This window comes from Motiliproteus sp. MSK22-1 (assembly GCF_001968815.1).
Classification (GTDB): Bacteria; Pseudomonadota; Gammaproteobacteria; order Pseudomonadales; family Balneatricaceae; genus Motiliproteus.
On record NZ_MIEQ01000027.1, the window covers coordinates 503,394 to 517,074 of the forward strand.

Consider the following 13,681-nt stretch of genomic DNA (forward strand, 5'->3'; position numbering starts at 1 on the left):
CCTCAAGCTCTCCAGGATGATACTCTTTAGAAGAGTGTATGCTCCACCTCAATAACACGGAGATAGCCAGTAAGGCACATCTGAGGGGTGTTCTGAGTCAGAGCTTATCCTGTGCGATGCAGACTGGTCATTGGGGTAGTTACTGAACATTGTTATTAGCTGTAGCTATTGATTGCCCCAAGTCTTGCTATGAGCATAAATTCAGTTTACGTACACGTAAAGTTACGAATTGTAACAGTGTTTTTAACAACCCCATTTCACAATTGTTGATTAGCGCCAGGTTCTGATGGATACCCATGTGTGATGGATCTAAAAGCACAACCTGATTGAGTACTTACTTCAATCTGTTCAATACACTTCGTCAAGGCTTTTAAGTGCGACTTTGCAACGTTGCTCAGCTGTTTCAAGCTCCAGTTTTACAACGGCTATATCTTTTATCTGCTGTTCTAATGCGGCCTTCTTTACTTTAATGATATTTAACATTCGCTGAAGTTGGGCTTCTCCGTTGGTAGGGCTGGCATCATAGAGATCGAACAGTTCTCTAATCTCAGCCAGGGAAAAACCTAAACGCTTTCCCCGTAGAATCAACATAAGTCTTACCCGGTCGCGTTTGTCGTAAATACGAGTTTGTCCCCGGCGTGTCGGGTGGATTAGGCCTTCACCCTCATAAAAGCGAATACTGCGAGTGGTAATTTGAAACTCTTTTGCTAAGTTGCTTATTGAGTATGTGTCATCGATCATAATGGTTCTACTGCGTTGGTTTATACTGATGACTCTAACTCAGGTTTACGTACGCGTAAATGCTTGGCAAGGGAATAGGGTTAAGTTAACCGTTATTTTGAGGGTTGACAGCATTCAATTCGTATAAGGCTGTGCGCAAACAGCTTCGGTAAAACAATCAGAGGGGATGCACAATTAGATGAATTTCAAGAAGTTATTTTCTTCTTTGTTTGTAGTGTTGTCGCTGTTATCTCAGCTTGCCATGAGTGATCAGTTTATACCTATACCTAGTTATCGAATAGGCCCTTATGCAGCCGGAGGCAGCGGTTTCTTTGGCGGAATGATTGATTATTTTAATCTGATTAATGAACGGGATTCCGGCATCAATGGGGTGAAAATCAGTTGGGAAGAATGTGAGACAGAATATCGGACGGAGAAGGCGTTAGCCTGCTATGAAAGGCTTAAGAACAAGGGGGAGAAAGGAGCTTCCCTGTTTCAGTTTGCAAGTACGGGGGCAACCTACGCGCTGCTGGAAAAATCCAGAGCTGATAAAATTCCTTTGCTCTCCATGGGGTACGGCCGTACTGACTCTGCTGATGGTCGTGTGTTTCCCTATGTTTTTCCTTTGATTACCACTTATTGGAGTCAAAACACTGCCAAAATAAAATTTATTGGCCAGCAAGAAGGCGGCATGGACAAACTGAAAGGGAAGGTGATCGTTAATCTGCATCATGGTTCCGGCTATGGACGAGAAACCATTCCTGTGCTCGACAGGCAAGCTCAGATTTACGGTTTTAAGGTGATACATGTTGAAGTATCACCTCCGGGAATCAATCAGCAAAGTCAGTGGTTGAATGTATTAAGGGTTCAGCCTGATTGGGTAATCCTCAGAGGTTGGGGGGTTATGAGTGCTGTTGCATTGAAAATGGCGGAAAAAATGGGATTTCCTCGCGAGCGTATGGTGGGGGTGTGGTGGTCCGGAGCTGAAGAGGATGTGATTCCAGCTGGTAAAGCCGCTATTGGTTATATTGCTGCTGGTTTTCACCCCAGCGGAACAGGTTTTCCGGTTCATGATGATCTTAAGCGATATGTTTACGATCGTGGATTGGGCAACATGCAGGACATTAGCCGGGTCGGCAGTATCTATCATAATCGTGGTTTGATTACGGCGATGATCTCAGTTGAGGGCATTAGAAGAGCGCAGCAAAAATATGGTCCACGGGTTTTAAGTGGTGAGGAGATCCGTTGGGGATTTGAAAACCTGAAGCTGGAGCCACAGGCTATAACGCAGTTGGGATTTTACGGATTGGCACAACCGCTGAGTGTTAGTTGTACCGATCATGAAGGAGGAGGTGCAGTTAAGTTTTCTCAGTGGGATGGTGAGCAATGGCTGCAGCTTACCGATTGGATAGAATCTGATCAGTCAATTGTCAGGCCGATGATAGAATCCTCAGCTGCACGTTATGCCGAGCTAAATGAAATTCCTTTAAGAGAGTGTGAATAAGAAAGTATGAATCAGGGCAGGTGGGTTGTAGATACGCTCTCTTTTGAAGGGAAGCTGCCTGTTGGTGCTGTTCTCAAGCATTCGTCAAATAATCACCATTCTGAGCGATGCTATTCTAAACTCTGTTGATTGTTGTCAGTATCAATAGTTTTTGCTGTGTGCTATTTTTTGAATGGCTTTATTGGAAATCTCATCATGGATGTTCAGGGACAGGTGCTTATATTAAGGATTGATTTATCCTTTCTTTTTTCTTTCTCTCTCTATTTCCGTGTATTGAGATGCCAATCTGATCGCTTGTTGATGTTTGCAAGCAACGGCTTTATGTGAAAGGAAAAATAATAATGCTAAAAAATCGACTGGCTATTCTATCATCGTTTGCCCTGACACTGAGTTGCTACGGGCAATCTGTGTTTGCTGATGATATTCCTTATTCCACCCTGCCTGACTGGGAGTCAGAAGTTGGCTTCTGTGGAACAGGTATCGCTTTTGCCGATATTAATAATGATGGCTACCAGGATATGGTGGTCTCTAATGGGAATGATATCGTCAAGCAGCAACTCTTTGTGTATTACAATGACAAGGCCGGAAAATTTAATAAAACACCCGATTGGGTCTCTGATGATTTTGCCTTTAATGGGAATTTGGCAGTTGGGGACATCAATAAGGATGGGTATATTGACGTTGCCGTATCAGTATACTTGGGACCGAATCACACTTACGACGGTGGTGGAGCAAAGGTCTATTTTAATAAAGGAGAGGGAAAGGCGTCTCTTGAGAAGACCCCTTCCTGGTCGGTTACAGGGTTTCCATCCTTTAATCTGGCATTAGGTGATGCCAACGCTGATGGCTTTCTGGATATAGCCTTAGCGGCTGGTAACCCTATTGCTGAAGATGAAACCTTTGCAGCACAACCAGACTGTAAGCAACCCCCAAAAGCTTTGCAGGACAGTTTGAACGAAACAACTTCAACTACACCTCCTGCAACTCCTCATAAATCTCCGGCGAGAGTGTTTGCCTTTGATCCTGAGACTCAGGGCTTCCGATTGGAATGGATGGTTCCTGACCAGGTAAGCATGGATGTGCAGTTTGGTGACGTAAATAAAGACGGTTATATCGATCTTATTCTGGGAAATCCTGTCACCAAGGTTTATTTGGGTACTGATACCGGGCTCTCAACAGTAGCGGGATGGCAGACAGCAATAGAAGACTATTTTGCGAATGGCCTTGATTTTGCGGCTTCCCTGAATCTTGAGGCTACTAATCCAAAAGCGAGAGTGTCTTCGATACTGACGTCAAACAATAATTATATGGGAGGAGGTTACGGTCGCTTCCACCTTTATAATTTTACTTCTACTTACATTATTGATTTTAATCCACATAACAGCAGCCCCTCTTGGTCCTCCCAGAAAGGAGGATGGGGATCGGGTGTGCTATTTGCTGATGTTAATAATGACGGTTATCTGGATCTGTTGGCAGGACGTTGGGCACCGCCAGGAAGTGGAGTGTTGCAGGCTCCTCTGGAAATTTATATGGGCGACGGGGTGATGTTCGAAGATAAACCTTCCTACACCAGTGATCAAAGCTCCTGGTCTGTTCTTGAAATAATCGCTGTTACTGATCTGGATAATGGTGATGAGCAGTTTACAAGGGACTTTTTTTCCGTGCCAGAAGAAGACAGTTGGAGGGTCATTACTCTTAACCGGCAAAATATTCAGAACATCTCGGGAGTTATCGTAAATGGGAAGCAGCTTTCCCCATTAGAGGACTATATTACCCTGCCGGGTCAAAATCTTGTTTATTTATCGAATCCTGCAAAAGCGGGGTCAAAAATAGAAGTGAGGTATGCGTACTCGAACCAACTGGATATCGGGGTTACCAACTGGGACTGTACCAGAGGGGATTATATCTTCTACTGGAAGAACAATAATGGATAGGGAGGGAACTGTGATGGATGAATTCATCGGTAGTTGGGAGAGTGAGTTGGGATCAGTTCTGACGATAGAAAAAATTGAGCACAATCAGCTTATTGGCACATTTACCACGCATACAGGATCTACTCAGGGAACCTATATGATGGTGGGGTCTATCGGATTTGATGAAAGTCTAGTGGAAAGTGATGTAGGGGGCTCTGTAGGTTGGGTTGTTTCCTGGAACAGTGGAACATCACCTGAGAACAGTGTGACTACATGGACCGGTCAGTTTAAAAAGAATACTGACAAGCAGTACATTATCGTCGCAACATGGCTATATTGCAGAGGCATGAAACCTGAGGATGACTGGAATTCGACGTTGATCGGTAGCAATACATTTAACAAAATTAAGTGATCTGAATACCCGATAGGCCTGGTTGTGTATGTTTATCAGCGGCCAGGCTTCTTGGTTTTAGTTGTTCTCAGGGATATGGCCAACGAATATTAACATGGAATCCTTATGCTCAGATTTTGGCAAGATCCGAGCCGGTGTAAAAATAATAATTGAGGGTTTTGTATGATGAAGTATCTTGCGATTGCCTTTTTCTGGTTTTTCTCAATTTCTGCGTATGCTACAGAGATTGAAAAGATCAGCTGGGGAACAGAGGTTTGGAAAGGGTATACAGATAAGGATGGCAGTGGAATATACACTCAGATACTGGAGAGAATATTTTCTAATGCAGGGGTTGAAATTAATATTTCCTACATGCCCTTTGCCAGGACCTTACATTTAGTAAAGATTAATAAGCTGGACTTTGCTGGAGGTATTCCGAGAGATAAGACTAAAGCGAAAGACTATATCCAGGCGAAGTATCCGATAGCTGTTAATCGTTTTGTCGCTTTCTTCCATAAGGAGACCCTTGATAAGTGGCAGGGTAAGGCATCTTTGGAAGGGAGGGTGATTGTGGCAACACCTCATCAGGCGGAGCAAGCAGGATTGGAAGAAGAGGATGTCTATGTGGTGGAAACGCGAGAGCAAGCTTTGCAGATGGTTCTAAACAAGAGGGCCGCGTTTTTTTTAGATAATGAAAAAGTACTGGAAAATATTATAAAGGAGAACCAGTCGGCTTTTGATCCTGATGATTACAGGACTGAAGATGTCGGTACTAGCGGTTATTATATGATCGCGCCCAATACTGAACGAGGGCAGGCCATAATGGATATCTACGAGAAAGGGACATTGGGCCTGTATAAGTCTGGTGAGCTTAATGCACTTTATAGTCAGCGTGGTTTTTCTACTCCTCGGATAGAAGAGTAAGTTTCCCAATGATTGATACTATTTGTTTTGGAAGGGTATTCAAGTAATTATGCGTCATGGGAAACCCTTGCTAAATGGTTCTATTGCGACCCATCTGCTGAAGGTTATTTTTGGCTTGTATTTCGTCGTGACGGTTATCGTTACGGTGATTCAACTTTCTGTCGAATATAACGATACAAAAAATAATGTAAGGATGGAAATAGAGTCTCTGGGGCGAACCTTCCAGCCCGGGCTTGAAGAGGCTATCTGGTCCTATAACATGCCATTGCTTAAATCAATTCTCAAAGGCATGAATCAGGTGGGCACAATTACCGGAATTAAAATTGTTGATGAAGTCGGTAATGAAATCCAGCTATTGGGAACCATCAAGGATAAGGACGGGGAAGGTTATCTGGTCAATGACAGTGGTGAGCGTCTTTTGCTTTCGGAGGATGAAGGGATATTTACCGGATTGTTTTGGTATGAATTTCCAATCATTCACCGAGCATCTAACGGAGACTCAACGCCTATTGGTACCGGAGTTATTTACTCCAGTGATATCATCGTCTTTGACCGGGTTGAATACGGTTTTATTTTGATTCTGGTGAACTCAATTATCAAAACCGTAGCATTATGGATCATTTTTCTGTTTTTTGTTCGTCGAATTCTGGCGGAGCCGTTGGGTAAGCTGACAGAAGATATCAAGAAAATCCGTTTCGATAATCCCGATCAAAAAAAGATAGTCGTTGATACAAAAGGAGCCAACGAACTAAAAATTCTGGAACAGTCTTTCAATGCCATGATCGACAGGAATATCGGTCTATTACAGGATTTGAGAGAGCGGGAGCAGGCGCAGCGAGACAAGGAAATTGCTGAGGCTGCAAGCAGGGCTAAAAGCCAGTTTTTGGCAGCTATGAGCCATGAAATCCGAACCCCTATGAATGCCATTATCGGTTTATCAGGCCTGGCTCTTAGAACATCTCTCACTGACAAACAGAGTGATTATCTTCAGAAGATAGACACCTCTGCCAATTCTCTGCTTCGTATTATCAATGACATCCTCGATTACTCGAAGATTGAAGCAGGGAAGATGACAATAGAATCGACTCGTTTTGAACTCAATGAGGTTCTGGAAAATGTGTCGAATTTAATTACCAGTAAGTGTGAAGAAAAAGGATTGGAGTTCATCTTTAATACTGCCCCAAAGGTTCCGCAATCTCTGGTTGGTGATCCTCTTCGGTTAGGCCAGGTCCTTATTAACTTAGCCAGCAACGCGGTTAAATTTACTGAAAAAGGGCATGTGCTGATTCATGTAGAAGCCGTTAATGATGAAGCCGTTAACGGTAAGGCTGATGATTCAAACCGAATTCGGCTCAAGTTTTCTGTTGAAGACACGGGCATCGGGCTTACGCAGGAGCAAATTGGCCGATTGTTTCAATCTTTCACACAGGCTGATGATTCGATAACACGCCGATTTGGTGGGACTGGCCTCGGTTTAACCATTTGTAAAGACCTTGTGGAGCTGATGGGGGGGGATATTTCTGTTGTCAGTCAGGTTGACTCGGGTAGTACTTTCTTTTTCACGGCGGAGTTCAGCCTGCATACCGCAGAAGACTTTGTGACATCCGAAACCATCGGAGATCTTGCGGGGGTGCGGGTACTTGTTGTAGATGACCATAGTACCGCCCGTCAGATTCTCAAGGATAATTTGATTTCATTTTCTGCAAGAGTGGATGAAGCTAAATCAGGCGCTGAAGCTGTTGATATGGTTGAAAATATGTCGTCCGATGATCCATACCAGCTCATTCTGATGGATTGGAAAATGCCGGGAATGGACGGTATTGAAGCATCTAATCGTATAAGAAGAATTACTACTGTTGAAAAAATGCCATCAATATTAATGGTGACTGCGTTTGGACGAGAAGAGGTGAAGGAAAAAGCGAATACGGCAGGAGTTGATGGATTCTTGATCAAACCCATTACGCGATCTCTGCTGCTCAATACAGTCAGGGACATCTGTGTGGTGAGCAGCAGTATCCCCGAGAGACCGTTTGAAGAGCCTGAACCGCTCCGTTGTGGTCGATTTGCAGGAATGAAGGTACTGTTGGCAGAAGATAATGAGATCAACCAGCAGGTGGTTATTGAGTTGCTGGAATACGAGAATTGCTCGGTAGTCGTTGCCAATAATGGCCAGGAAGCTCTGGATATAATCAATGCCTCTGATAATCTGCAATTTGATCTTATTCTGATGGACCTGCAAATGCCTATCATGGATGGTTATACAGCGACTGCGGCAATACGGGATCTGGGAGGTGATTTCGATAAGATTCCTATTATTGCGATGACCGCCCATGTTCTGGAAAGTGAAAAGGAAGATTGCTTATCCAAAGGTATGAATGACCACGTTAGTAAGCCCGTTGTTCCTGAGCTGCTCTATGCCACATTGGATAAATGGTTTCGTCCGATGAGCACCGCGGGAAGGGGCTTTGCTAAAAGAGAACAGGCGAGTATAGTAGCGATTCCTAATTCTCTGGCTGGTATTAATGTAGCTGAAGGTCTAAGCAAAGTTGCGGGTAATTCTTCGGCTTTCAAAAAAGTCCTTACTTCGTTTCGACGTCATAATAGTGATTTTGATTTCAGGTTACGTCAGTCTATTACGGACGGAGAACTGGAAGAAAGGAAGCGTTTGTTGCATACGATAAAGGGAGTGTCCGGCAACATTGGTGCTGAAAAACTTCACTTGTTGGCCGCTGAGCTTGAGTCCGCACTAAAAAATCCGGGTATGGAGCCTCCCTTGGATCTTGTGGAAACTTTCTGCGAAGAGTTGGTACTTGTGCTTAACTCAATAGAAGAATTTGAGGAAAAGGAAAAGGAAAAGGAAAAGGAAAAGAGTGTCTCGCCTGAGCGAAAAGTGGCAACAGAGGACGTTTCTGAGGATAGCGATAAGGCAAGAGCGCTGGTTGCACAAGTTGCTGATTTACTCGAGGTGGATGTGATCGCAACGCGAAAGTGCCTCACTCAACTTAGCTGCCTGTTAGAAAACTCTACAGAGTTTGACGCCTTGATTGCAGCATTTGAAGACTATGATACGGATGCTGCTTTTGAGGCTCTGGATCGATTGACGATTAGTCTGGAAGGTTAATCGTTGTTGTTTTTTGTGATTGATCGTTTTTAGGAATAACCAGTGGTGGAACCAATCACTAAACCCAAAGTTCTTATCGTTGATGATGCAGCTGAAAATATTGATGTTTTAATTTCACTGTTAGAATCAGCCTACCAGATTGCAGCAACAAAAAGTGGCGAAAAAGCGCTGCAGATTGCTCATAAAATGCAACCTGATCTGATACTGCTGGACGTTCTGATGCCAGGATTGGACGGCTATCAGGTTTGTCGGCAATTAAAGCTGCACGATGACACGAAAAAAATACCGATTATATTCGTTTCTTCACTGACTGATGCTATTGATGAAACCAAAGCATTTAGCATTGGGGCCGTCGATTATATTACAAAACCATTTAATTCCAGTGTGGTAAGGGCACGGGTAAAAACTCATGTTAACTTAAAGCTCCAAAGCGATATGCTGGAACAGCTGATATCTATAGACAGTTTGACCCAGATTGGAAACCGAAAGAAGCTGGATGAGGTGCTTCTGAGCGAGTGGAAGCGCGCATATCGGGACAAAAAACCTATTTCGATAGTGGTCATCGATATTGACCATTTTAAGGAATATAACGATAACTACGGTCATGCATTTGGAGATGAATGTCTTAAGCAGGTTGCTCGGGAACTGAGTAAAGGGCTGGTCAGGCCAGGAGATTTCGTTGGTCGGTTTGGAGGTGATGAGTTTGTTGCCGTCCTTTCCAGTACCGACTCAAATGGGGCTGCCAATATTTCTTCTCAGTTGAGAAATAGAATCGATAATCTGAACATTCCACATAGCTTTTCACCCATATCAACCAATATGAGTATTAGCCTTGGTGCAGCTACGACATTTCCTCATACAGAAACTCAGACTTTGCCAGGGCTTTTACAGGAAGCTGACAAAATGCTCTATGAGTCTAAAAGAAAGGGGAGAAACAGAAGTTCCGTTGCGGCGGGCTGATTTTATGGCTTATTTATCTGGACCTTTACTGGTTTGCAGTTGAGCTAACAAGAAGATTGCCAACGGAATCGTACTCTTGTAATCTTTACGTTAACGTAAACTGTAAAATGTACCTATTCGAGTGTATGCACATGACTAACAACAGCATCGTTATTGTTTCTGCCGCCCGTACACCTATGGGAGGGCTTCAAGGCGTTTTCAAAGATGTTCGCTCTCCGGACCTGGGGGCTGCTGCCATTAAATCTGTGCTGGAAAAAGCGGCAATTACCGGTGACCAGGTAGATGAAGTGATTATGGGGTGTGTGTTACCGGCAGGCCTTGGTCAGGCACCGGCAAGACAGGCATCTCTGGGGGCTGGTATCCCTGAAAGCAGCGGCTGTACCACCATCAATAAAATGTGCGGTTCAGGTATGAAGGCTGTGATGTATGCCCATGACCAAATTAAGGCCGGTAGTGCCGAGGTGATGGTTGCAGGAGGTATGGAAAGTATGAGCCAGTCTCCTTATTTGCTGCCAAAATCCCGCACAGGTATGCGTATGGGTCATGGCCAGGTTATCGACTCTATGTTTTTTGATGGCTTGGAAGATGCGTATGAAGGCGGCCTAATGGGTTCTTTTGCTCAGCAGACAGCGGACAAATATGAAATTACCCGGGAAGCGATGGATGATTTTGCTATCAATTCCCTGGAAAAAGCGCTGTCAGCTATTGATAGTGGCTCTTTTGTTGATGAGATTGCTCCTGTTAGCGTCAAGACCCGTAAAGGGGAAGATGTGGTGGATACCGATGAACAGCCCGGTAATGCTCGAATTGATAAAATTCGTTCACTCAGACCGGCGTTCAAAAAAGATGGCACTATAACGGCCGCTAATTCCAGCTCTATATCTGATGGTGGCTCTGCACTGCTATTGATGACGGAGCAGGAAGCGCAAAAAAGAGGTTTGCAGCCATTAGCCCGTATTGTTGCTCATTCTACCCACGCGCAAAAGCCTGCCGAATTTACGTTGGCACCTATCGGAGCGATCCAAAAGGTATTTGATAAGACCGGCTGGTCCAAAGATGATGTTGACCTGTATGAAATCAACGAAGCCTTTGCAGTTGTGACGATGCTGGCAATTAATGAGCTCGGGTTGGAGTCAGATAAGGTCAATGTGCACGGTGGTGCCTGTGCTCTTGGTCATCCTATCGGCTCTTCAGGTTCCCGAATACTGGTCAGCTTACTCTATGCACTGAAGCAAAAAGGATTGAGTAGAGGAGTTGCTTCCCTGTGTATCGGTGGTGGGGAAGCCACCGCTGTGGCGATAGAAATGATCTGATTGGGTCTTTATCGGATCGTTGCTATTTCCTTGTAGGGTTTGGAACCTCATCGAAATAGAATAATACTGATTGAGCAGGGGCTCATTTCATTAACTGTACCGTATCTAAAAGCATTCTAATTAAGGTGCTTCTTTGATGGAATGCCCCTGGCTTTTTTAAACCACAATATTGTCTAGGTCTTCTTAATATCAAGAAGACTTTCTGGGCCAGGACCCGAGTCGCATTTTTCGATATTGGCTGGGAGAAAGTCCCATGATTTTCTTGAATATTCTTGAAAAATAATAAGCATCATCGTAACCGATATCGTAACTGATCTGGCTAATGCTCTCATTGCTGACGTCAAGCAGTTGGCAGGCATGTTCAATTTTCAGGTTGATGAAGTGACTGATCGCTGTAGATCCGGTGACTTCTTTGTATTTCTTGGCAAAATGGTATTTTGACAGATTGCAACTGGCAGCTAATGTCTCCAGATCCAATTGTTCGTGGACCCGTTCCTGCATCATGCTGTGGATTTTCTTCAGATCAAAGTGGCTGGATGGCTGTCTTCGGGGGGTTATTGCTGGTCTTAGCAGGGCAATAAAACTGAGGATCTGCCTGAGTTGGTTGGCTGCATGAATAAAGGCTTTCAACTGATAGCCGGTCTGACGTATTTGCAGCATATTTTCAAAATCACTGACTAGTTTCGGTTGCTGTCCTACTTTGACGATAGGGTTTTCAGCGTTGAGCTTCATGTTATCGATAAAACTCTGTCCCAGTGGACCTTCAAAGTGGACCCAGTAGATACTCCACGGGTTGTTAATATCGGCTTTGTACTCGTGAGACAGTCCTCGGGGAAGCATAAGCATGTCACCTTCCTGAACTTGCAATTGAAGGTGGTTTTTCAGTTTGCTCAGGGACAGCGTTCCACTCCCTGCGGTGCAGTAGATCATCAGAAAATCATCGTGAATATCCCGTTTCATGTGATGTCCTGTTGCTTCTACATAGTGGCCGGCACCGAATAAATAAAGATCTCTTGTTAATAGATGGCGACGTTGTTGTTCTACCAGTGGCCGGGGGACAACAAAACGGCAACTGTTGGCGGGCAGAGGCCAGCTAGAAGGAGTGCTCATACTGTATTACCGTTGGTTTCATCGGTGTCTGGCTAGAAGGAAAATACCTTAGACAAAGGTCTATAAATGACAACATAGTCCATCATTAAGGCAATTTAATCAATCCCGATTGATCTGCGACTATGCTTAAATCAACTATAGACGGGCGGTATGCCCGAACTGACAATAAAATTGGAGGTGAAGGCATGACCCAGCAGATTCCACTGTTTATCGATGGCGCTTTTGTACAAAGTGAATCCACTACACTGATTCCGGTAACAAACCCAGCCACTCAGGAAGTGATTGCTCAGGTTCCTTGTGCGACTGACGCAGAAATGGAAAGCGCTATTGCCAGCGCTAAGGAAGCTTTTGAAGACTGGAAAGAAGTCGCTGTCTCTGAACGCGCTCGCTTGATGTTGCGTTACCAGGCATTACTTAAAGAGCATCATGATGAAATAGCGACTATTCTTGCTGAAGAAACCGGCAAAACCTTTGAAGACGCCAAAGGTGATGTATGGCGTGGAATAGAAGTTGTAGAGCACGCCTGTAATATTCCAAGTCTGGTGATGGGGGAGACTGTTGAGAACGTAGCCCGCAAAATTGACAGTTATAGCTACACTCAGCCACTGGGTGTTTGTGCCGGTATCACCCCATTTAACTTTCCAGCCATGATTCCCCTGTGGATGTTCCCTCTGGCTATCGCCTGCGGTAATACCTTTGTCCTTAAGCCTTCTGAACAGGACCCTAAAACACCGACTCGCCTGGCAGAATTGCTGGTAGAAGCCGGTGTGCCAAAAGGGGTGTTGCAGGTTGTTCACGGTGCCAAGGAACAGGTAGACAAGTTGCTGACTCATCCTGATATCCAGGCCATTTCCTTTGTTGGATCTGTTCCCGTGGGTGAGCATATCTACCGCACTGGTACAGACAATATGAAGCGGGTACAAGCGTTTGCGGGTGCCAAGAACCATATGGTTGTGATGCCTGACGCCCAGAAGAATCAGTTGATCAACAATATCGTAGGTGCTTCAGTTGGTGCAGGTGGTCAGCGTTGTATGGCTATCTCTGTGGCAGTCTTTGTTGGAGAAACCCGTGAGTGGATTCCAGAAGTTCGCGACGCACTTGCTAAAGTACGTCCAGGGAAGTGGGATGATCCAGAAGCTGGATATGGTCCGCTGATCAGTCCTCAGGCCAAGCAACGAGTGTTGAATTATATTCAGGCGGGCAAGGATCAGGGAGCTGAATGTATTTTGGACGGTACTGAATGCGTCGTTGAAGGCTGTCCAGACGGTAACTGGGTCGGACCGACCATGTTCCGTGGTGTTAACACAGATATGACCATCTACACTGATGAGATTTTCGGCCCCGTACTTATCGCAATCGAGGTTGATACGCTGGAACAGGCAATTGAGCTTATCAATGAGTGTCCTTACGGCAACGGCACTTCAATCTTTACGGCTTCTGGTGCGGCTGCGCGTAAATTTCAGCATGAGATCAAAGTGGGGCAGGTGGGTATTAATGTGCCAATTCCTGTGCCTCTGCCATTCTTCTCATTTACCGGTTGGAGAAAGTCTTTCTACGGTGATCAGCATGCTTATGGTAAGCAGGCGGTTAAGTTTTACACGGAAACCAAGACGGTTACTGCGCGCTGGTTTGAGGATGACATCCACAGTGGTCCCAATATGAGTATCAATCTGAAGTAAAGGTATATACCGGTGGATGGTCCACGCTATTCACCGGTATTTGATG

10 protein-coding genes are annotated in these 13,681 nt (G+C 44.8%); 8 read left to right on the forward strand and 2 right to left on the reverse strand.

What is annotated here, in order from left to right; all coding sequences use genetic code 11:
- Positions 1-348: 348 nt before the first annotated feature.
- Complete coding sequence (locus BGP75_RS08315) at positions 349-741, reverse strand: MerR family DNA-binding transcriptional regulator (RefSeq protein WP_076717505.1); 393 nt, start codon at positions 739-741, stop codon at positions 349-351.
- Positions 742-919: 178 nt separating this feature from the next.
- Here BGP75_RS08315 and BGP75_RS08320 point away from each other — a divergent pair, with 178 nt between their 5' ends.
- The 7 genes from BGP75_RS08320 (at position 920) to BGP75_RS08350 (ending at position 10,846) form a co-directional block, all read left to right on the forward strand.
- On the forward strand, positions 920-2,224 hold the full coding sequence (locus BGP75_RS08320; RefSeq protein ID WP_076717507.1) for an ABC transporter substrate-binding protein: 1,305 nt from the start codon (positions 920-922) through the stop codon (positions 2,222-2,224).
- 341 nt (positions 2,225-2,565) lie between these two features.
- Positions 2,566-4,158 (forward strand): VCBS repeat-containing protein, encoded by a 1,593-nt coding sequence (locus tag BGP75_RS08325; RefSeq protein ID WP_076717509.1) that lies wholly within the window; start codon positions 2,566-2,568, stop codon positions 4,156-4,158.
- Positions 4,159-4,171: 13 nt separating this feature from the next.
- Positions 4,172-4,549: an avidin/streptavidin family protein gene (locus BGP75_RS08330; protein WP_158070075.1), complete on the forward strand. Its 378-nt coding sequence runs from the start codon at positions 4,172-4,174 to the stop codon at positions 4,547-4,549.
- Between the two features lie 162 nt (positions 4,550-4,711).
- Positions 4,712-5,452, forward strand: coding sequence for an ABC transporter substrate-binding protein (locus BGP75_RS08335; RefSeq protein ID WP_076717513.1), 741 nt, complete (start codon positions 4,712-4,714; stop codon positions 5,450-5,452).
- Positions 5,453-5,501: 49 nt separating this feature from the next.
- The gene (locus BGP75_RS08340; protein ID WP_076717515.1) at positions 5,502-8,573 is read left to right on the forward strand and encodes a response regulator; all 3,072 of its coding nucleotides are present in this window, start codon (positions 5,502-5,504) and stop codon (positions 8,571-8,573) included.
- 42 nt (positions 8,574-8,615) lie between these two features.
- Positions 8,616-9,533, forward strand: coding sequence for a diguanylate cyclase (locus BGP75_RS08345; RefSeq protein ID WP_076717517.1), 918 nt, complete (start codon positions 8,616-8,618; stop codon positions 9,531-9,533).
- 131 nt (positions 9,534-9,664) lie between these two features.
- Positions 9,665-10,846, forward strand: a complete 1,182-nt coding sequence (locus tag BGP75_RS08350) for an acetyl-CoA C-acyltransferase (protein ID WP_076717519.1) — start codon at positions 9,665-9,667, stop codon at positions 10,844-10,846.
- A 189-nt stretch (positions 10,847-11,035) separates the two neighbouring features.
- Here BGP75_RS08350 and BGP75_RS08355 read toward each other — a convergent pair whose 3' ends face one another.
- Complete coding sequence (locus BGP75_RS08355; protein WP_076717521.1) at positions 11,036-11,956, reverse strand: AraC family transcriptional regulator; 921 nt, start codon at positions 11,954-11,956, stop codon at positions 11,036-11,038.
- 185 nt (positions 11,957-12,141) lie between these two features.
- Here BGP75_RS08355 and BGP75_RS08360 point away from each other — a divergent pair, with 185 nt between their 5' ends.
- Positions 12,142-13,635, forward strand: a complete 1,494-nt coding sequence (locus tag BGP75_RS08360) for a CoA-acylating methylmalonate-semialdehyde dehydrogenase (protein WP_076717706.1) — start codon at positions 12,142-12,144, stop codon at positions 13,633-13,635.
- Positions 13,636-13,681: the final 46 nt, after the last annotated feature.